General features: G+C 68.0%; 18 protein-coding genes. 14 read left to right on the top strand and 4 right to left on the bottom strand.

Annotated elements, in window-relative coordinates; genetic code table 11:
* Position 1 precedes the first annotated feature (1 nt).
* The 3 genes from ACIBL3_RS28375 to ACIBL3_RS28365 are packed head-to-tail and all read left to right on the top strand — an operon-like array spanning position 2 to position 1,802.
* On the top strand, positions 2–634 hold the full coding sequence (locus ACIBL3_RS28375; protein ID WP_396356664.1) for a hypothetical protein: 633 nt from the start codon (positions 2–4) through the stop codon (positions 632–634).
* Entirely contained in the window at positions 631–1,200 is a 570-nt protein-coding gene (locus ACIBL3_RS28370; RefSeq protein ID WP_396356663.1) for a hypothetical protein, read from the top strand. Before ACIBL3_RS28375 ends, ACIBL3_RS28370 begins: the two co-directional genes overlap by 4 nt.
* Positions 1,197–1,802 carry a hypothetical protein gene (locus ACIBL3_RS28365; protein WP_396356662.1) on the top strand — a complete coding sequence of 202 codons (606 nt, stop codon included), beginning with the start codon at positions 1,197–1,199 and terminating at the stop codon, positions 1,800–1,802. Before ACIBL3_RS28370 ends, ACIBL3_RS28365 begins: the two co-directional genes overlap by 4 nt.
* Here ACIBL3_RS28365 and ACIBL3_RS28360 read toward each other — a convergent pair.
* The gene (locus tag ACIBL3_RS28360) at positions 1,765–3,141 is read right to left on the bottom strand and encodes a hypothetical protein (protein WP_396356661.1); all 1,377 of its coding nucleotides are present in this window, start codon (positions 3,139–3,141) and stop codon (positions 1,765–1,767) included. The genes ACIBL3_RS28365 and ACIBL3_RS28360 overlap by 38 nt on opposite strands.
* Before the next feature lie 129 nt (positions 3,142–3,270).
* Positions 3,271–3,981 carry a winged helix-turn-helix domain-containing protein gene (locus ACIBL3_RS28355; RefSeq protein ID WP_396356659.1) on the bottom strand — a complete coding sequence of 237 codons (711 nt, stop codon included), beginning with the start codon at positions 3,979–3,981 and terminating at the stop codon, positions 3,271–3,273.
* 162 nt (positions 3,982–4,143) lie between these two features.
* Here ACIBL3_RS28355 and ACIBL3_RS28350 point away from each other — a divergent pair, with 162 nt between their 5' ends.
* Together ACIBL3_RS28350 and ACIBL3_RS28345 are read left to right on the top strand one after the other, a co-directional pair.
* On the top strand, positions 4,144–4,383 hold the full coding sequence (locus ACIBL3_RS28350) for a MoaD/ThiS family protein (protein WP_396356658.1): 240 nt from the start codon (positions 4,144–4,146) through the stop codon (positions 4,381–4,383).
* A gap of 100 nt (positions 4,384–4,483) precedes the next feature.
* Positions 4,484–4,792 (top strand): hypothetical protein, encoded by a 309-nt coding sequence (locus ACIBL3_RS28345; protein ID WP_396356657.1) that lies wholly within the window; start codon positions 4,484–4,486, stop codon positions 4,790–4,792.
* A 93-nt stretch (positions 4,793–4,885) separates the two neighbouring features.
* On the opposite strand, the gene ACIBL3_RS28340 is transcribed toward ACIBL3_RS28345, so the two are convergent.
* Positions 4,886–6,685 (bottom strand): bifunctional metallophosphatase/5'-nucleotidase, encoded by a 1,800-nt coding sequence (locus tag ACIBL3_RS28340; RefSeq protein ID WP_396356656.1) that lies wholly within the window; start codon positions 6,683–6,685, stop codon positions 4,886–4,888.
* A gap of 116 nt (positions 6,686–6,801) precedes the next feature.
* Here ACIBL3_RS28340 and mshD point away from each other — a divergent pair, with 116 nt between their 5' ends.
* The 4 genes from mshD (at position 6,802) to ACIBL3_RS28320 (ending at position 11,223) form a co-directional block, all read left to right on the top strand.
* Positions 6,802–7,719: a mycothiol synthase gene (gene mshD, locus ACIBL3_RS28335; RefSeq protein WP_396356655.1), complete on the top strand. Its 918-nt coding sequence runs from the start codon at positions 6,802–6,804 to the stop codon at positions 7,717–7,719.
* A 206-nt stretch (positions 7,720–7,925) separates the two neighbouring features.
* A complete protein-coding gene (locus tag ACIBL3_RS28330; RefSeq protein WP_396356654.1) occupies positions 7,926–8,528 on the top strand; it encodes a DUF6318 family protein in 603 nt (200 codons plus the stop codon).
* Complete coding sequence (locus ACIBL3_RS28325; RefSeq protein ID WP_396356653.1) at positions 8,525–9,436, top strand: PKD domain-containing protein; 912 nt, start codon at positions 8,525–8,527, stop codon at positions 9,434–9,436. The genes ACIBL3_RS28330 and ACIBL3_RS28325 overlap by 4 nt, the downstream gene beginning before the upstream one ends.
* A 116-nt stretch (positions 9,437–9,552) precedes the next feature.
* The gene (locus ACIBL3_RS28320; RefSeq protein ID WP_396356652.1) at positions 9,553–11,223 is read left to right on the top strand and encodes a transposase; all 1,671 of its coding nucleotides are present in this window, start codon (positions 9,553–9,555) and stop codon (positions 11,221–11,223) included.
* A 187-nt stretch (positions 11,224–11,410) separates the two neighbouring features.
* Here the strand turns inward: ACIBL3_RS28320 and ACIBL3_RS28315 are convergent, their stop codons facing one another.
* Positions 11,411–12,472, bottom strand: a complete 1,062-nt coding sequence (locus tag ACIBL3_RS28315; RefSeq protein WP_396356651.1) for an alpha/beta hydrolase — start codon at positions 12,470–12,472, stop codon at positions 11,411–11,413.
* Positions 12,473–12,555: 83 nt separating this feature from the next.
* Between ACIBL3_RS28315 and ACIBL3_RS28310 the strand changes: the two genes are divergently transcribed.
* From ACIBL3_RS28310 to pstC, 5 genes are all read left to right on the top strand, one after another.
* Entirely contained in the window at positions 12,556–14,715 is a 2,160-nt protein-coding gene (locus ACIBL3_RS28310) for an RNA degradosome polyphosphate kinase (RefSeq protein WP_396356650.1), read from the top strand.
* 10 nt (positions 14,716–14,725) lie between these two features.
* A complete protein-coding gene (locus ACIBL3_RS28305) occupies positions 14,726–15,604 on the top strand; it encodes an NUDIX domain-containing protein (RefSeq protein ID WP_396356648.1) in 879 nt (292 codons plus the stop codon).
* Positions 15,605–15,755: 151 nt separating this feature from the next.
* On the top strand, positions 15,756–16,220 hold the full coding sequence (locus ACIBL3_RS28300; RefSeq protein ID WP_396356647.1) for a bifunctional nuclease family protein: 465 nt from the start codon (positions 15,756–15,758) through the stop codon (positions 16,218–16,220).
* A gap of 290 nt (positions 16,221–16,510) precedes the next feature.
* Positions 16,511–17,635 (top strand): phosphate ABC transporter substrate-binding protein PstS, encoded by a 1,125-nt coding sequence (gene pstS, locus ACIBL3_RS28295; RefSeq protein ID WP_396356646.1) that lies wholly within the window; start codon positions 16,511–16,513, stop codon positions 17,633–17,635.
* A 136-nt stretch (positions 17,636–17,771) separates the two neighbouring features.
* Positions 17,772–18,965 (top strand): phosphate ABC transporter permease subunit PstC, encoded by a 1,194-nt coding sequence (gene pstC, locus ACIBL3_RS28290; RefSeq protein ID WP_396356645.1) that lies wholly within the window; start codon positions 17,772–17,774, stop codon positions 18,963–18,965.

Below are 18,965 nucleotides of genomic sequence, written 5' to 3'. Positions count from 1 at the left end.
CGTGCAGGAAACGGGGAGCGGGGACGGGGGCCGGGAGGAAGAAGAACTCCCGGAACTGAAGGACATCAGAGTGCGCGGCCGATCGGTCCGCACGTGGGTGATCGGCGCGGGCGCGCTGGTGCTGGCGGTCTCAGCGGCCTTCGGTGGCCTCAAGAAGGCAGCCGACGAGACACCGCAGGTCGATGCGGGCACGGCGATCGATGCGGGACGTTACGAGGTGACGATCCAGCGGGTGGTCACGGTCGCCGACCTGAAGCCGCTCTTCACACCGGACGACGGTGGCGCGCTGATCGCGGTGGTGACCAAGCTGAAGGTCACCGACGACCTGGGTACGGCGCCGTCCAGTGATCTCATCCGGCTGGTCGGCGTACCGGGAATCGAGGACACCGCCGCGCCCCTCGGCACGACGAACCTGCGCGACGCGACGATGAACCCGGTCCTCACGCCTGGTTTCGCCGAGGACGTCGCCTATGTGTGGAAGTTGCCCAAGGCCACCGAGTTGCCGAAGTCGATCGAGCTCACGGTACGCGGGTACGAGCACCAGGAGCAGTCGCTGCTCGACCATCACGAGAAGTGGCTGCCCGGCGAGGTCGCCGCCGAAAGCACCGTCACGGTCAAGGACAACACCAAGTGAACGGCCGCAAGGTGGTCAACGTGGCGCTCACGGTCGCCGTACTGGTCGGGATCGTCGGGCTGTACCGGCTGACGCCGACGCAGAAGGACATCCAGGAGCCGGTCGCGGTGAACGGTGTCGTCGGACGCGCGGTGCAGACACCACGGTTCGACTTGACCGTCGAGGGCGTGCGGGTCGGTCGCACGCTGCGGCTCCCCGGTGCCTCGAAGGCCCGTGACACCTTGTCGAGCTTCGTCGTCGTGGACGCCGTCGTGACCGCCACCCGCGAGCCGATCCACCTCGCCTCGGTGCGGATCCAGGCCGCGGACGGAGTGACGTACCTCGGCGCCAACCGCAATGGCCTCGACCAGGTGGACCTGACCGGGATCGAGTTCGCCCCGGACATCCCAGTGCGCGGTTCGTTCGTGATCGAACTGCCCGCCGACAAGTTGCCTGGCGCAACCTTGCAGGTGATGGAGAAGTCGATCTTCAACGACCTGGAGGCGCAGGCGACGATCCCGCTCGGGGTCGACACCGAACCCGCCGTCGAGGACATGGTGACGATGACCAAGGCGAGCGAGTCATGAGCAGCGCGCGTCGGGCCCACCGGGGGTGGTTTCGCAAGAACACGGCCGCGCTGGCAGCTCTGGTCGTCGCCGTACCGTTCGCCGGCTGGTGGACGACCCGCAGCGACTACAAGTCCTGGTACGACGCCGATCCGCGTGACCCGATCGCGGTCGCTGCGGGCGGGACGTCGTACGCCGGAGCCACCTGGTACGCGGCGAGCGTGGAGGAGGACCCGCAGGCGCGGGCCGGTCGTGAAGCCGATCCGACGCCTTCGGGAACTACTCGGGTTCGCGTGTACTTCCGGCTGCAGGTCGACGACCTCGCAGCGCTCGAGGGGCTTGGCGGATGCCGCGTGCAGATGCGTGCGCCGGACGGCCGGCTGTGGAACGAGTCGTTCACGGCTGGCGACTTCCAGGATCGGCCGTCGGGGTGCACAGGTGGGGACGACTCGTCGGTGCAGAGCTGGCGGGGGACTTCGGCGCAGTACTACTTGAAGCCGGTGGCCGGTAAGCCGTTCGAGACGGTTGCCGTGTTCGTCGTACCCTCCGCTGTTGCGTCCAGCGTGCAGCCGACGATCACGTGGGCTACGAAGCTCCCTCAGTACTTGGCATTCCCGAGGTAGCGGCGGTCAGGTCGGTGACGCCCTGGTCTCCCTCGGGCTGCTCGTGGACGGCGCGCGTCCGCGGGGTGAGGTAGCCGGCGAGTCCGCCGACCATCCGGTCGTACGCGGCGGCCAGCAGGCTGACCTGGAGCATGATCTTCAGGCCGTCGGTGACCAGGTCCAGCGGCTCGTCGATGACCTGCCAGAACTGCAGCGAGTGTGGTCCGAGCACCCACAGCTTCAGCGCGATCCAGACTCCGCTCGCGGCGAACGTGACGACCGCCCAGGCCAGGAAGTAGCCCAGCATCGGCCGCAGCCCGGACCGCACCACCAGCCGAAACGCGTCCACGACCGGCGTCCACCGGTCCCGCCAGTCCGACACCACCGAGTTCCCGGCCGCCCGGACGATCCGCGGCGTCTGCTGCCAGCGCTGCGTGATCCGGTCGAACCGCCAGCGCAGCTGCGCCCTGTCCGGCTTGTGCACGACCCGGCCGTAGATCACCGCCGTCATCGTGATCCACATCAGCGGCAGCACTGCCGCGTTCCACAGGTCACCGATGCCGGCGGCAACGAACCCGGTGACGCCGTCCCAGATCTCGCGGACCTGGGAGATGCCCAGCACGTGGTCCAGCACCCAGCCGTACCCGTCCTTCAGCCACAGCCAGACCTGCCGCTCCTCCAGCCAGGTCTTCGGCGACGGGATGAACGAGGACGCCTGGTACGCGACCACGAACAGCCACAGCGCCTCGAGATAGGTGACGAACAGCTTGCGGACCGGGCCTTCGTTTTCCTTCTTCCACTTCTTGAAGCCCAGGCGGAGCAGGTACGCCGAGGCACCCAGGCCGATGAACAGCCAAGTCGAGAGGGACTGCAGGCCCTCCGACTCCCGTGGCGCCGTACCTCCGGTCAGGACGGTTGCCACCGTCTCGTTCACCTTGTGGACGGCCAGCTGGTACTCGTAATCGAGCGCCTCGGCCTGGAGGAACTTGTACGCCGCGTAGAACGCCAGGAACGGCAGCAGCGCCGCCGCGAGCGCGTCGAGCGCCCGGTTCTCTTTGCCCGGCTCCACGCCGTCGGGGGCCAGCATGCCCTCGGCAACGGCCCGCTGGTGGAACGGCAGCTCGCCCCTGAGCACCAGGAACATCGCGACGTACATCGCCAGCGACACCAGCACGAGCAACGCCAGCACGGCGATGCCGGCCGCCTCAGCTTTCGCGCCCGCCTGCACTGCCACCCACTGCAGCCCCCGATGCGCCAACTGGGCGATCAGGAACACCGCCAGCAACCGAGGCCAAGCCCTCGCGAACAGTCCCCCAGCCCGCCCCACCGTGGTGAGCAGGCTCCCCGTCTCCACCGCCACGCCCGCAATCTACCCGCCGAAAGCGTCACCCTCCCCAAACAACCAACAAGCCGCCGGTAGCGAGTTCCGGCGGCTAGTGGTTGAGGCTGGGTCACGCGTTGGCGTCTGCAGCTTGCGGTTGAGGGTGCTTCAGGCGGTGGCGTCTGCGGTTTCCCGGGTGGTGCTGGGCGGGATGACGAAGCGGTAGCCGACGTTGCGGACCGTCCCGATCAGCGACTCGTGCTCCGGGCCGAGCTTCGCGCGCAGCCGCCGCACGTGCACGTCCACGGTCCGCGTGCCACCGAAGTAGTCGTACCCCCACACCTCCTGGAGCAACTGCTCCCGGGTGAACACCCGTCCCGGGTGCTGCGCGAGGAACTTGAACAGCTCGAACTCCTTGTAGGTCAGGTCGAGCGCCCGCCCGTTCAGCTTCGCCGTGTACGACGCCTCGTCGATCACCACGTCACCGCTGCGGATCAGCGTGCTGTCGGGCTCCTCGTTCCGCGCCGCGGCCAGCCGGCCGATTACCAGCCGCAGCCGGGCCTCGATCTCGGCGGGACCAGCGGTGTCGAGCAGTACGTCGTCCGCGCCCCAGTCGGCGTTCACCGCGGTCAGACCGCCCTCGGTCACGACCAGGATCAGCGGCACGTCGATGCCGGTGGTCCGGATCAGGCGGGACACGCCACGCACCGCGACCAGGTCACGGCGGGCGTCGAGCAGGACGGCGTCCGCGTCGGGAGCGTCAACCAACGCGGCGACCTCAGCGGGAAGGATCCGGATCTGGTGCGGCAGCAGGGCGAGCGAGGGCAGCACCTCGGTGGAGGCCTGTAGCGCGTTCGTCAGCAGAAGCAACGTACTCACGCTGTCTCCTTGTGCTGGTCGGCGGATCCCCGGTCAGCGATCCGGTCCTTATGCACGTCAGGCCCCGACGGCGTCATTGCCGGGGGCCTGAGTCACACTGGATAGCAACAGCAAGCTGACATAATAGCGGAAGACTTAGCCGACTAGTGAGGCCTGCTCCAGATGCCGGAAGTGACCATCAGGTACTTCGCCGCCGCCCGCTCGGCGGCCGGCGAGTCCTCCGCGACTGCCGAAGCCACCTCCATCAGCGACCTGATCACCACCGTTTCGGTCGACCGCCCCGAGCTCGCGCGGGTCCTCACCATCTGCACCTTCCTCCTGGACGGCGAACGCGCCACCCCCACCACTCCCCTCCACGCGGGCGCCCAAGTCGACGCCCTCCCACCCTTCGCCGGCGGCTGACCCCGCGGCGCGCTCGGGCTGAGCGGTTGAGTGGGCAGCTTTTTTGTTCTGGGCGGGATGCTGGTACCTTGCGTACTCGGTCTTTCACGGAAGGTGACCGATGGCGCACGTTGCTCCGACTTCGCATCGCCGTGCGACCCGCGCGTCGCATCGCGGGCATCGCAGTGAGGACGGGCCGATCCAGATCACGACGTGGCTGGGGCTCACGTTCGCGATGATTCTCGGCCTGGTGCTGACCGGGCGATCACACGTGGGTGTTCACGCGGCCGGCGTGACGTTGCTGGTCATGCTGGTGCCGTTGACCATCGCGGTCTTCGGTGCGGCGGTGAAACGAGGACTCGGCTCCGGGAAGGCGGCGTTGTCCACAGCCGTCGCCCTCACCTTCGTCCTGCTCAAGTTCTTTCTCTGAAGGGTTCCTCTTCAGGCCTGCGCAGGCCACCGCTCACCCGCCCGGGACCGCCGGTACGCCGTGGGTGGACGACGTACCGGCGAATCCGTCCGGTCAGGAGCCCGTGTCGATGCGGTCCGTGGCGACCGGGGTGTACGGGTCGTGAGCGGTCAGGTAGTTGGCGAAGGCGTCGATGTCCAGGCCGCCGAAGAACTTGTTCGTCGCGGTGGTGAAGGCCGGGAAGCCGTCGCCACCGTCGGAGAGGAAGTTGTTCGTGACGATCCGGTACGTCGTGCCGTCCACCAGCGGCTGCCCGCCGATCTGGATCGACCCGGGCACCACCTTCGAGCCCGCCGCCGCGGCCGGGTTCCAGGTGTAGGTGATACCGGCCACCTGCAGCACCTTGAACTTCGGCGCCTCCGGACCGTTCACCCCGGAGAACTGCTGCTCGAGCAGGGCCTTGATCTGGGTCCCGGTCATGTCCATCGACACCAGGAAGTTGTTGAACGGCTGCACGGTGAACGCCTGCCCGAAGGTGACCTCGCCGGCGTTCGACGCCAGGTCGGCGCGGATTCCACCCGGGTTCATGAACGCCGCCACCGGCGTCTTCCCGTCCGTCACCACCGTCGGATCCGCGAGCTGGGCGTCGGCGATCAGGTTGCCCAACGGCGACTCGAGCGACTCGTCCGCCGTCCGGGAGACCGAGGTGTTGGGGGCGGCGAGGTGCCCGATGACCTTGTTCGAGATCGGCGCGACCAGCGTCTGGTACTTGGTGATCAGCGTGGTCGTCGGACCGTCCTTCGTCACGTCCTGAGTGACGATCTCGTTGTTGGCGGTCGTGTTCGCCCGGTCGACGTCACCGGTCTTGTTGTCGATGCTGAGCCGCACCTCGGTGACCAGCTTGCCGAACGACGAGGCGCTGGTGACGAGGCGCGGCTGGCCGGCCTTGTCCTGCAGCGTGCAGTTGTAGCCCTGGTGGGTGTGGCCGGAGATGATCGCGTCGATCTCCGGGTCCAGGCCGGCGTTGATGTCCACGATCGGGCCGGAGATCCCCGGGCAGCTGTTGTACGCCCGCGGGTCGGCCGGGAAGCCACCCTCGTGCAGCAGCACGACGATCGACTCGGCGCCCTTCTGCTTCAGGATCGGGACGAGCTTGTTGGCGGTCTCGATCTCGTCGGTGAAGGTCAGGCCCTCGACACCGGACTTGGTGACGATGTTCGGCGTGTTCTCCAGCGTCATGCCGATGAAGGCGACCTTGCGGCCGTCCTTGAAGGTCTTGATCTTGTACGGCGCGAACAGCGTCTCCTGTGTGTTCTCGAAGAACACGTTCGCCGCGAGGTACTTGAACTTCGCGCCGGTGAACGGCGTCGCCGGGTCGGGGCAGGAGTTCTGGTTGTTCTGCCCGTCGCCGTCCGGCAGGCAGCCGCCGGTCTGCATCCGGAGCAGCTCGCGCCAGCCCTCGTCGAACTCGTGGTTGCCGACGGAGGCGATCTCCAGGCCCATCCCACTCAGCGCCTCGACCGTCGGCTCGTCGTGGAACGCGGCCGACAACAGCGGCGAGGCACCGATCAGGTCGCCCGCGGCGACAGTGACGGACTGCTGGCCCTTGGCTGCCGCGGCTGCACGCATCTGCTTCAGGTGCGTCGCAAGGTACTCCGCGCCGCCCGCCGGGGTGCCGTTCACGTTGCCGCTCGAGCTGGTCGGGCTGTTGGGCGCGAGGTTCCCGTGGAAGTCGTTGATGGCGAGCAGCTGGATCTGGGTGTGCGTCGGCTTGGGTTTCGCCGCCGTCGTCGTCGCTGCCTGGGTCACGGTTCCCCCCGTGGCCAAGCCGAGCACCGCGGCCGTCCCCGCGGCCAGCAGGCCGATCGCCCGCCGGCCCCGCATCCGCGTCCTGTCTCGTCCTGTGAAGGCCATGTCTACTCCGTCGTAGGTTTGGTCCGCTGGTGTGCGGTGCCGAGAAATTACCCGACGTGACGCGGCCCTTCCAAGGACCTGAGCATGAACTGACCCGGACCTTTTACGGTATTCCGGTGACCCTCGAAGCCGTTCCCTCACCGTTGCCCTCGGCCACTGCCTCGGCCGTCACGGATCTCGCCCGCGCGGCCGCACAGAGCGACGGCGTGAACCCGCTGTCCGAGCGCACCCTGCTGCACCTCGACGGCGAACACCCGGGCGACCTCCATGTCCTTGCCTACGAAGGCGACCCCGGCACGATCGAGGTCTCCGGCCTGCAAAGCGCCCGGAACCTGATCGGGTACGCCGCCCTGTCACCAGACGGCTCGGCCGAGCTGGTCGTCACCCCCGAAGCCAGACGACAAGGCACCGGTACGGCGCTTCTCCGCATGCTGATCGACCACGGCGGCGCACGCCTCCGCCTGTGGGCGCACGGACGACTGCCTGGCAGCGACGAACTCGCCCACCGGCTGGGCCTGGAAGTGACGCGGGAGCTCTACTTCCTCCGCCGTACCAGAGCCTCTCTCCCCGAACCGGTGTGGCCGGACGGGATCGCCGTACGGGCGTTCGTCCCCGGACAGGACGAGGCGGCGTGGCTGGAGGTGAACAGCCAGGCGTTCGCGGACCACCCGGAGCAGGGCAGCTGGACGGCCGCAGACCTGGCCGAACGACTCCAGCAGCCATGGTTCGACGCAGCCGGCTTCTTCCTCGCCGTGGACTCTTCTACTGGCGCCTTGGCCGGCTACCACTGGACGAAGGTGGAGGAGGGAGTAGGAGAGGTATACGTCGTCGGCGTCTCCCCCGCCTACCAGGGCCGCGGCCTAGGCAAGGCCCTAACCCTCCAAGGCCTGCAGTACCTACAGGAAGAGCGCGACCTGGACACCGTCGTCCTCTACGTAGACGGCACCAACACCGCAGCCCGCGCCCTCTACACCTCCCTCGGCTTCACCACAGCCGCCCTGGACGTCCAATTCGCCCCCACCACCCCCCTGTGAACGACATCACAACGAATCCCCCCGCTCACTTCGCGTCATAAACCCCACCCCACCCCCGTCCCACCACCACCAGGAGCCGTCCGCGCCTCTAACCCCCCAGCCGGACGGCTCCTGGCCCAACCACTTATCCACAGCCCCCGAATTCCACACCCCACCCGCCCCCAGCCCACCGTTACGATCACTTCGACTACGGAGGGCAGACACTCGTGACTAACCGCAACAAGATGCTGTTCAACTGGCTGACTGCAGCCGTCAGCGCCACCACGCTCGTGGCCTGCAGCCCCGGCTCTCCGGAGGCCGGTCGCCCCAACACAGATCCTCCGACCAACTCGGGATCGCCCTCGACGACAATCTCCGTGCCCTCGTCGCCCCCCGCGACGACGCCTCCTCAGCGACCGGAAGCCGCGGTCGGCCTCACGCTCTCGGCCGGAGAGGCGTTCGTGAAGTACTACGTCGGCCTGTTGAACTACGCATCCACGACCGGAGATGTGCAACCTCTCCTCTCGGCGAGCGAGGGCGGGTGTCGCCAATGCAAGGTCTACGCGAACTACGTCCAAGGCGTGAACGCAGCCAACGGAGGGCTGAGTGGTGACTACGTCGAACGAGTCACCGATGTTCCCGACCTTTTCCGCGGAGACAGCGGACGCCTCGGCGGCTACGCGGCAGTCACGATTGGTGCCTACACCTCGAAAGACTCGCCATCTGCGAAGCCCGTCACGAGCACAGTGCGCAAGTACAAGCGGGAATTCACGTTGTCACCGCAGCAGGGATCATGGGTGATGTATGAGATGGAACTGGTGCCCCAATGACGTCCCGGCCGGTATCGCGCGTCCTGTTGGCTTCCCTGCTGGTCGGAATCTTCGTGTGCGCCCCAAGCCCGGCAGGCGCGAGCCATGATGCACCTCTGAAGTCGGCCAAGAAGCCTTCGCCTCCACCGGTTTCCGGCGTTCCCACCCGCGAAGGGCTGCGGGTGAACACCGAGGACCGCATGATTCATCGCAAGCCGTCCCGGCCCGCCAAGAAGCCTCGTGACGGGTCGGCCAGTAAGGACACACGCCATCAACGGCAGGCCATCGGCGACCCACCACGCCGAGACAACCCGCCGACTTCGAGCGCCGATCAGTTCAACATGAACATCGGTATCTGCGGGCGGCGGATGCCTGATGGGACCTTTCCAGGTCCGGCGAGATGCACTCCGGCTGAACCGGAGGAGCCGGAGATGACTCGGCGGAGGTTGCCGCCGGAGGTTGCGGTGCCGCGGCCGGAGGATGTGACCTGGGAGCAGGTCGTGACGGAGTCGAAGGTGGTGTTGTTTCCGAGGTTGTCGGTGAAGGTGCAGCCGAAGGATCGGACGCTCGTTAATCTCGACACCATTGTTTACACGGACGCGAGCAGAGTTTCGACGAATACCGTGACGCTGCTGGGGTTTCCGGTGGTGGTTGAGGCGACGCCGATGAGTTACAGCTGGAGCTTCGGGGACGGGTCGCCGGTTCTCCGTACGACGACTCCCGGGAAGCCGTATCCGTCGAAAGAGATCACGCACAAGTACATGAAGAAAGGCTCCGTCGGCCTTAGCCTCACGACCAACTACGCCGCCCGCTTCAATGTCGCCGGCACGGGCTGGCAGTACGTCGACGGCCTGATTCCCGTCACAGGTCCGGTGACCGCACTCCAGGTCCGCGAGGCGGTGCCGGTGCTGGTGGAGCCGGGCGGCTAGGCGGTCGCTCGCGTGGCCGATGGCGGGCTGTGGTGCGCCTGACGGGTTGCAGAGCCTGTTGCGAAATGGGCGTGGCGTTGGCGGTGCGGGGTGGGTTGGGGTTTGAGGATTGGGGGATGGCGAACTCGTATCGGCCGGTGGATCGTGGTCAGGCGTTTTTGTTGCCGCCGGACATGGCGGACTGGCTGGGGCCGGATCATCTGGTGTGGTTCCTGATCGATGTGGTCGCCGAGATGGACACCACGGTGTTGCACTCCCGGCAGGCGAAGGCGCGGTTTCGGCAGGGGCGGGCGGGGTTCGATCCGGACATGCTGGTCACGCTGTTGTTGTACGCGTATGCGCACGAGGTGCGCTCGTCGCGGCAGATCGAGCGGTTGTGTGTGACGGATGTGGCGTTCCGGGTGATCTGTGCCCAGGATGTGCCGGATCATTCGACGATCGCGCGGTTCCGGTCCGAGCACGAGGCGGTGTTCGCGCAACTGTTCACGCAGGTGCTGGTGTTGTGCGCGAAGGCGGGGCTGGGCCGGGTGGGGTCGATCGCGGTGGATGGCACGAAGATCGCCGCGAACGCGTCGCTGGACGCCAACCGCACCGAGGACAAACTGCGTGCCGAGATCGAGCGGGAGGTTGAACAGATCGTCGGCGCGGCGGCCGCGGCTGATGCGGCCGAGGACGCGTTGTTCGGTGACAAGCGCGGTGACGAACTGCCGCCCTCGATGCGGGGCGGTGGTGGTGGGCGGCAGGCCCGGATCCGTGAGTGCCTGGGCCAGATCGAGACCGAGACCGCCGAGCGGGTCGCCGAGCAGACCGCGGCCGACGCCAAGGCACTGGCCACGCTGCAGGCGGCCAGGGATCGGGTGGAACGGGCCGAGAACGAGGCCCGGGCCAAGATGCGGGCCTGGCAGGACAAGTGGGCCGCGGTCCCGGCCGACCGCCGGGGCAGAGTGCCGGGGCGGCGGCGGCCGCCGGTCAACATCGAGAACTCCCAGCGGGTTCAACTCGCGCGGGAACGCCTCGCGAAGGCTGAACAACGCCACGCCGATCGCGAAGCCCGGCGCCGCGCGCAGGCCGAAGCCGCGGCGAAGAAGCCGTCCAAGGACGCGCCGCGGCGCAACGTCACCGACCCGGACTCCCGCATCATGCCCACCCGCAAGGGCTGGATCCAGGGCTACAACGCCCAGCTCGCCGTCACCGACGACCACCTCATCCTTACCACCGCAATCACCCAAGACACCGTCGACACCGGCCAGGCCGAACCGATGACCACCGCCGCACTCGAGGCCGCCGCCCTGATCCAGAAACACCGCCCCACCCCAGCAACCAGCCCAGCAACCAGCCCAGCAACCAGCCCAGCAACCAGCCCAGCAACCAGCAACGATCCCGATCCTGATCCTGATCCGCATCACGGGATCGGTCTGCTGTTGTTCGACGCCGGCTACCTGTCCGATGACAATCTCACCGCCCCCGGCCCCGACCGGCTGATCGCGCTCGGCAAACACCGCGACCAGGCCCGCGACGCGGCCGCGAACCCCACCAGCGGGCCACCACCCGAGGACGCGACCGCGATCCAGCAGATGAGCCACCGGCTCCGCACTCCCGAAGGACACCAGGCCTACAAACGCCGCGCCGCTACCGTCGAACCCGTCATCGGACACCTCAAAGACCAAACCGGGCTACGCCGATTCAGCCGCCGCGGCCTCGCCGCCGCGGTCAGCGAACTCCACCTCGCCGCCGCGGTCGTCAACCTCCTCAAACTCCACACCCACACCACCCAGCCAGCCACCTGAACCCCACAGCCCACGCACCGCCCACACCGCACCGCCCACACCGCACCGCCGACACCGGCACAACCCCCGCCAGCCAACACCAAAACTCAACAGCCTCTGCAACTGGTCAGTGGTCAAAGAACCTGCCAGTGGGTGCACCGGTACCCGAGAGGTCGGGGGGCTGTGCCGGTTTTGGTGGAGCCGGGGGTTAGGGGTTTAGGGCTTGGTTTAGGTGGGTGGTTAGGGCGGTGTGGGCTTGGCGGGTGGTGCCGGGGATGGACTGGAGGTTGTAGTGGCCGTGGGTTAGGGAGGGGTTGGGGTCGTGGGTTACTTGGACGCCCGCGGCGGTGAGTGCTTCGGCGTACTCGAGGCCTTCGTCTCGGAGGGGGTCGAAGCCGGCGGTGGTGATGTAGGTGGGGGCGAGGCCGGACAGGTCGTCGGCCAGGAGGGGTGAGATCAGGGGGTCGGGGCGGACCGAGGGGTCGGGGGTGTAGTGGTCCCGGTACCAGATGATGTCGTCTTCGCTGAGGATGAAGCCGCCTTCGCCGAACAGGTCCCGGCTGGGGCGCCGGTTGACCAGGTCGAGGGCGGGATAGAGCAGTACCTGGAGGGCGGGGCGCGGGAGGTCGCGCCGTACGCACTGCTGGGCGACGACGGCGGCCAGGTTGCCGCCGGCGCTGTCGCCACCGACCGCTACCCGCGAAGGATCAGCGCCTAGGTCTTCAGCGTGGTCGACGGCCCAGGTGAAGGCGGCGATGGCGTCTTCGGCCGCGGTCGGTGCGGGGGCCTCCGGGGCGAGGCGGTAGTCGACGGACAGCACCCGAATGCCGGCGTCGTCGGCGATCGAGCGGCAGAGCGAGTCGTGGGTGTCGAGATCACCGACGACCCAGCCGCCGCCATGAAAGAAGACGAGCAGGCCGCCTCCGGCGGTGCGCGGGACGTAGAGGCGGGCTCCGAGTTGGCCGTCCGCTCCGCGAACGGTGAGCTCGGTCACGCGCTGTAGCTCTGGTGGATGACCCGCGACCAGGTTGCACAGGATCCGCAGGTGCGCGCGGGCCTTGGGCACCGATGATTTGGGCGTCCTCGGCAACAGTCCCTCCACTCGCAGGAGCAGTTGGAGCTCCGGGTCGAGCGTGTTGCCGTCGATCTGGATCGGTGCACCGGCGAGTCGGCGCCGTACGGCCGTGGGCAGCGCGAACAGCGGCGTCAGGGCGTTCGTCTGTACGGCGTTGACCGTGCCGCGGAGCAGCGAGTCCAGTCGTGGGTTCACAAGGAGTGACGCTAGCAACAAGGCCGGGCAGGTGACACGAACCATCTGGCAATGCGGCTACCGGGAGTCCACCAAAGGATGGGATGCTGGTGAACGTGGCTGGAGACTTGCTGGCATCCCACAACCGGGAGTACGACGTCGAGCCGCCGTACGACATCACGGCGGCCGGAGACCTTCCGGCGGACCGTTTCTCGGACCGCGAGCTGAGCTGGCTCGCGTTCAACCAGCGCGTCCTCGAGCTCGCCGAGAACGACCGGATCCCGCTGCTCGAGCGGGCCAAGTTCCTGGCCATCTTCGCCAGCAACCTGGACGAGTTCTTCATGGTCCGGATCGCCGGTCTGAAGCGGCGCATCGCGGCCGGCGTCGCGGTGAAGGCGGCCAGCGGCCTGCTGCCGCGCGAGGTGCTCGACCGGAGCCTGGCCCGCAGCCGCGAGCTGATGGACCGGCACGCCGAGACCTGGCGGAAGGCGGTCCAGCCGGCGCTGACCGATCAGGGCATCGACATCCTGCGCTGGGACGAGCTGGAGCACTCCGAGCGCGAGGACATGACCCGGTTCTTCCGGGAGCGGGTGTTCCCGGTGCTGACCCCGCTGGCCGTCGACCCGTCGCACCCGTTCCCGTACATCTCCGGCCTGTCGCTGAACCTGGCCGTCGTGGTCCGCAACCCCGACACCGGCGGCGAGCACTTCGCCCGGGTGAAGGTGCCGCCGCTGCTGCCGCGGTTCATCCCGGTGGCCGAGGGCCGCTTCGTACCGCTCGAGGACGTTATCGCGACCCACCTCGGACAACTGTTCCCGGGGATGGAGGTCACCCAGCACCACACCTTCCGGGTCACCCGCAACGAGGACCTGGAGGTCGAGGAGGACGACGCCGAGAACCTGCTGGCCGCGCTCGAGAAGGAGTTGCTGCGCCGCAGGTTCGGGCCGCCGGTGCGGCTCGAGGTGGAGGAGTCCATCGACCCGCAGGTGAAGGCGCTGCTGCTGTCGGAGCTGGGCGTCACCGAGGCCGAGGTGTTCGAGCTGCCGGGCCCGCTGGACCTGCGCGGCCTGTTCGCGATCGCCGGGCTGGACCGGGCCGAGCTGAAGTATCCGGCGTTCGTCCCGTCCACGCACCCGCACCTGGCCGAGGTGGAGACCTCCAACCCGGCCGACATGTTCCACGCGCTCAAGCAGCGCGACGTCTTGGTGCACCACCCGTACGACTCGTTCTCGACCAGCGTGCAGCGCTTCATCGAGCAGGCCGCGGCCGACCCGCACGTGCTCGCGATCAAGCAGACGCTGTACCGGACCAGCGGCGACTCCCCGATCGTGGACGCGCTGATCGACGCCGCCGAGGCCGGCAAGCAGGTGCTGGTGCTGGTGGAGATCCAGGCGCGCTTCGACGAGCAGGCGAACATCAAGTGGGCCCGTCAGCTGGAGCATGCCGGCTGCCACGTCGTGTACGGCGTGATCGGTCTGAAGACGCACTGCAAGCTGTCGATGGTGGTCCGCGACGAGCCGGACGGCCTGCGCAGGTACTGCCACATCGGCACCGGCAACTACCACCCGAAGACCGCCCGCCTGTACGAGGACCTCGGGCTGCTGACCAGCGACAAGGTGGTCACCGAGGACGTCGCCCACCTCTTCAACCACCTCTCCGGCTTCGCCCGCAGCGCCGGCTACCGGCGGATCCTGGTCGCTCCCCAGTCGGTACGGCGCGGGCTCGTCGAGCGGATCGACCGCGAGGTCCAGCACCACCTGGCGGGCCGCCCGGCCCGGGTGCGGTTCAAGGTGAACAGTCTCGTCGACGAGGCTCTGTGCGATGCGCTCTACCGGGCGTCGCAAGCCGGCGTACCCGTGGAGCTGTGGATCCGCGGCATCTGCACGCTCCGTCCCGGCGTACCGGGACTGTCCGACAACATCCAGGTGCGCAGCATCCTCGGCCGCTTCCTCGAGCACAGCCGGGCCTTCTGGTTCGAGAACGGCGGTGAGCCGGAGGTGTGGATCGGGTCGGCCGACCTGATGCACCGCAACCTGGACCGCCGGGTCGAGGTGCTGGTCCAACTGAAGGAGCAGGACCACGTCGGCGAGATCCGGGAGATGTTCGACCAGGCGTTGGACGAGGGCACCGGGTCGTGGTGGCTGCAGCCCGACGACACCTGGCAGCCCCGGCTGACCGGGCCGGGCGGCGAACCGCTGCGCGATCTGCAGGAAAGACTCATCGCCACGCGTGGCCGCCGCAGAACTGCCGACCCCATTACCTAGGGTTGTTTCCATGAGCAACCCGGCGACCGTCATCGCCGCGGGCGGTGTCGTGTGGCGTGAGCGCCGCGGCACCCGGCAGGTGCTGCTCGTGCACCGGCCCCGGTACGACGACTGGTCCCTTCCCAAGGGGAAACTCACCGCGCACGAGCACGTCCTGGTCGGCGCACGGCGTGAGATCGAGGAGGAGACCGGACTGCAGGTCGTCCTCGGTCCACCGCTCGGAGTGCAGCGGTACACGGTCCGCAAGAACGGCGGAACGGCGGACAAGCTCGTGCACTACTGGTCCGCCACACCGCTCGACGATGCCGAGTTCGAACCGAACAGCGAGGTCGACGAGATCGCTTGGCTCCCGGTCGACAAGGCGCGCACCAAGCTCAGCTATCCGCGTGACGTGGACATCCTCGACGCCCTCGACCGGGTCGTACCTGTCACCGCGACTCTGATCCTGCTGCGGCACACCGAGGCGGTGAAGCGGAAGGACTGGGAGAGCAAGGACACCAACCGGCCGCTCAGCACCAACGGAACCGGTCAGGCCGAGCGACTGACCGCCGTACTGGATGCGCTCGGGGCGAACCGGCTGATCAGCAGCGACGCGGAGCGGTGTGTTGCGACGGTCACGCCGTACGCCGCTTCCATCGACAGGCATATCCACCTTTGGCCGGAGATCTCGGAGCGTGGGTTCGACGCGGACCCCGACGGGATCAACGGGATGGGCGAGCGGGCGTGGAAGCCGGGCAAGGTGACGGTGGTGTGCTCCCATCGGCCGGTGCTGCCCACACTGTCGCGCGAGCTCGGGTTGCGGGTGGGGAAGTTCTCGCCGGGCGCGTTCCTGGTCGCGCACCGGTTGGGTGACGGACGTCTCATCTACGAGCGGTTCAGCGCTCCGTAGAACGCATGCGCAGCACGGGTCGGTGACGATCCAGGCACAGCCGCGGGGGCGACCGGATGACCTTGGGGCCGACGGGTATGTTCCTACCGAGGAACCTGGCGCCCCACCGGGCCCGGGTCTGAGGAGAGGTTCGGACCGCACCATGACGATGATGCGAGAACTGACACTGATCGGGATCCGGATGGAATCGCCCAACCGGGCACCGGTGATGATGCTGCGCGAGACCGACGGCTACCGCTACCTGCCGATCTCGATCGGCTCGGTCGAAGCGACCGCGATCGCCTATGAAGAGCAGGGCCTGCGTCCGTCGCGGCCACTCACCCACGATCTGATGCGCGACCTGATCCAGGCGTTCGGCGTGCACATCGAGGCCGTCGAGATCGTCGAGCTTCGCGATGCGGTGTTCTTCGCCGAGCTCGTGCTGGCCAACGGCGCCCGGGTCTCCGCCCGGCCGAGTGACTCGGTCGCCCTCGCGGTTCGCCTCGGCACCCCGATCCGCTGTACGGAACAGGTACTGCGTGAGGCCGGCGTCGCCACCCCGGAGGAAGAACAGGCCGAGCTCGAACGCTTCCGCCAATTCCTCGACGGCGTCGCCCCCGAGGACTTCTCCAGCTGACTTTGCCCGGTACGGCGTGGCACCCCGACGTACTGGCGTTGCGGCGGCCGTTCATGTTGACAGTGCGCTGAGCGTTACCGAAACGTGAGCCAATGGGCGTTTGGTTCGACGCAGAGTCACGGCTCTTAACTCAGTTCACCTGTTGGCCGCCTGTAGGCACGCCAAGTGTCGCCGACGCTATCGGAATCGTTCACCGCTCGTTCACCGACGACGGACCGGTCGGACACCTGCTCTCCCTACCGTCTGTGGAAGTTCAACAAGTCTGATTCCCGCAGAAGGGCAACACTCTCGTGTCCGTCAATCGCCTGCTCCGCGTCGGCACCGTCGCCGTGGCTTCCCTCGGCGTCCTCGCTCTGAGCGCCTGTGGCAGTGACCCGGAGCCATCTGGTTCCTCCAGCCCGGAGGGTTCGGCGTCGACCGCCGACTGCCCGCAGGGCACCCTGAACGCAGAGGGCTCCTCGGCACAGAAGAACGCCATCGAGGAAGTCATCGCCAAGTACAACGAGAAGTGCGCCGACGTCACAGTGAACTACAACCCGACCGGTTCCGGTGCGGGCATCAAGCAGTTCAACGCGGCCCAGGTCGACTTCGCCGGATCCGACTCCGCGCTGAAGACGGAGGCCGCCGACGGCGACTCCGAGGCTGCGACCGCGGCCAAGCGCTGCCAGAACAACGCGGCGCTGAACCTGCCGATGGTGATCGGCCCGGTCGCGATCGCCTACAACGTCGAGGGCCTGGACAAGCTGGTCCTGGACGGCGCGACCGCCGCCAAGATCTTCCAGGGCACCATCAAGACCTGGAACGACCCGGCGATCGCCAAGCTGAACGCGGGCACCACCCTGCCGTCGGCCCCGATCTCGGTGTACTTCCGCTCCGACGAGTCCGGCACCACCGAGAACTTCACCAAGTACCTGGCTGCCGCCGGCGGTGGCGCCTGGACCGGCAAGCCGGCCAAGAAATGGACCGGCACCGGCGCCGGCAAGGAGAAGTCCGCGGGTGTCGCCGAGGGCGTCAAGAGCACCCCGAACTCGATCACCTACGTCGAGTGGTCGTACGCCGTCGACAACAAGCTCGGCGTCGCGCAGGTCGACAACGGCTCCGGCACCCCGGTCGAGCTGACCGCCGAGTCCGCTGGTAAGGCGCTGGCCGCCGCGAAGGTGAAGGGCACCGGCAACGACCTGTCGATGTCGCTGGACTACGCGACCAAGGAGGCGGGCGCGTACCCGATCATCCTGGTCACCTACGAGATCGCCTGCAGCAAGGGCCTGCCGGCCGAGAAGACCGCGCTGGTGAAGAGCTTCCTGAGCTACTTCGCGAGCACCGAGGGCCAGGCCTCGCTGACCGAGCTGAACTACGCGCCGCTCCCGGACGAGATCCGGACCAAGGTCGACGCGGCCATCCAGTCGATCAGCTGAGCCAGTCGATCAGCTGACCACGAAGCAGCAGTGATGCGAGCCCCGGCCGGTCCGAGTCATCGGAGGCGGCCGGGGCTTCGCCTCGTCGGACCCGAAGCACACAGAGCCCACGAACCAGGCGCTTGGAGCACCATCGATGAGTAGTCCAGACGGCACGGAACCGCCCGACCGGCCGGCCGGCGAGGCCGACGCCGCCCAGGAGGATCCCCGGATCGAGGACCTGGTCCACGAGCCGGCCGGACCCACCCCGCACTTCGAGGGGCTGGCCGAGAAGCACGCCGGCGAGCAGCCGGCCGAGACCACTGCACCGGCGACGGAGACCACGGGGCCGAAGCTCGAGCTCGGCCCGGTCGGTCACCTCGGCGACCGGTTGTTCGCCGGCCTGGCCAACGGCTCCGGCGGCCTGGTGATCGCGATCGTCGCGTTCGTCGGCATCTTCCTGCTGGCGCTGGCGGTCCCGGCCCTGATCGACAACCAGAGCAGCTTCCTGTTCTCCCGGGTCTGGGAGCCCGGCGGCGAAGCGCCGCGGTTCGGGATCGCGGCGCTGTTCTACACCACCGTGATCAGCTCGATCATCGCGATGCTGATCGCGGTCCCGATCGCGATCGGGGTCGCGCTGTTCATCACGTACTACGCCCCGAAGCGGCTGTCCCAGCCGGTCGCGTACGCGGTCGACCTGCTGGCCGCCGTACCGTCGATCATCTACGGCCTCTGGGGCATCCTGTTTTTCGCGCCGATCCTGCGCCCGGTGATCGACGGGCTGTCCACCGGGCTCGGCTGGATCCCGCTGTTCGACAAGCCGGTGGGCGACAACGTCGGTGTGGTCTTCACCGTGTCGGTGGTGCTGGCGATCATGATCCTGCCGGTGGTCACCGCGATCAGCCGGGAGATCTTCGCGCAGACCCCGATCGCGCACCGCGAGGGCGCGCTCGCGCTGGGCGCGACCAAGTGGGAGATGATCCGGATGTCCGTGCTGCCGTACGGCCGCTCGGGCGTGGTCAGCGCCTCGATGCTCGGCCTCGGCCGGGCGCTCGGCGAGACCGTGGCGGTGATGATCATCCTCACGGTGCCGAACAGCAACGACCCGTGGAACTCGTCGATCTTCGCCGGCGGCGAGACGTTCGCGTCGAAGATCGCCAACAACGCGGCCGAGTTCGACTCCCCGGAGAAGACCGGCGCCTACATCGCGGCCGGCCTGGTGCTGTTCGTGGTGACGTTCCTGGTCAACTCCGCGGCCCGGCTCATCGTCGCCCGCAGCGCCCCCGGCGCGAAGCGGCCGCGCCGCAACCGCCGCGCCGGCGCCGCCGCCACCGAAGGAGCCTCCGCATGA

It is taken from the genome of Kribbella sp. NPDC050124 (assembly GCF_044460355.1).
Taxonomy (GTDB): Bacteria; Actinomycetota; Actinomycetes; order Propionibacteriales; family Kribbellaceae; genus Kribbella.
Note: the sequence above shows the minus strand (reverse complement) of the source record. Positions and strands in the feature narration are given on the sequence as shown.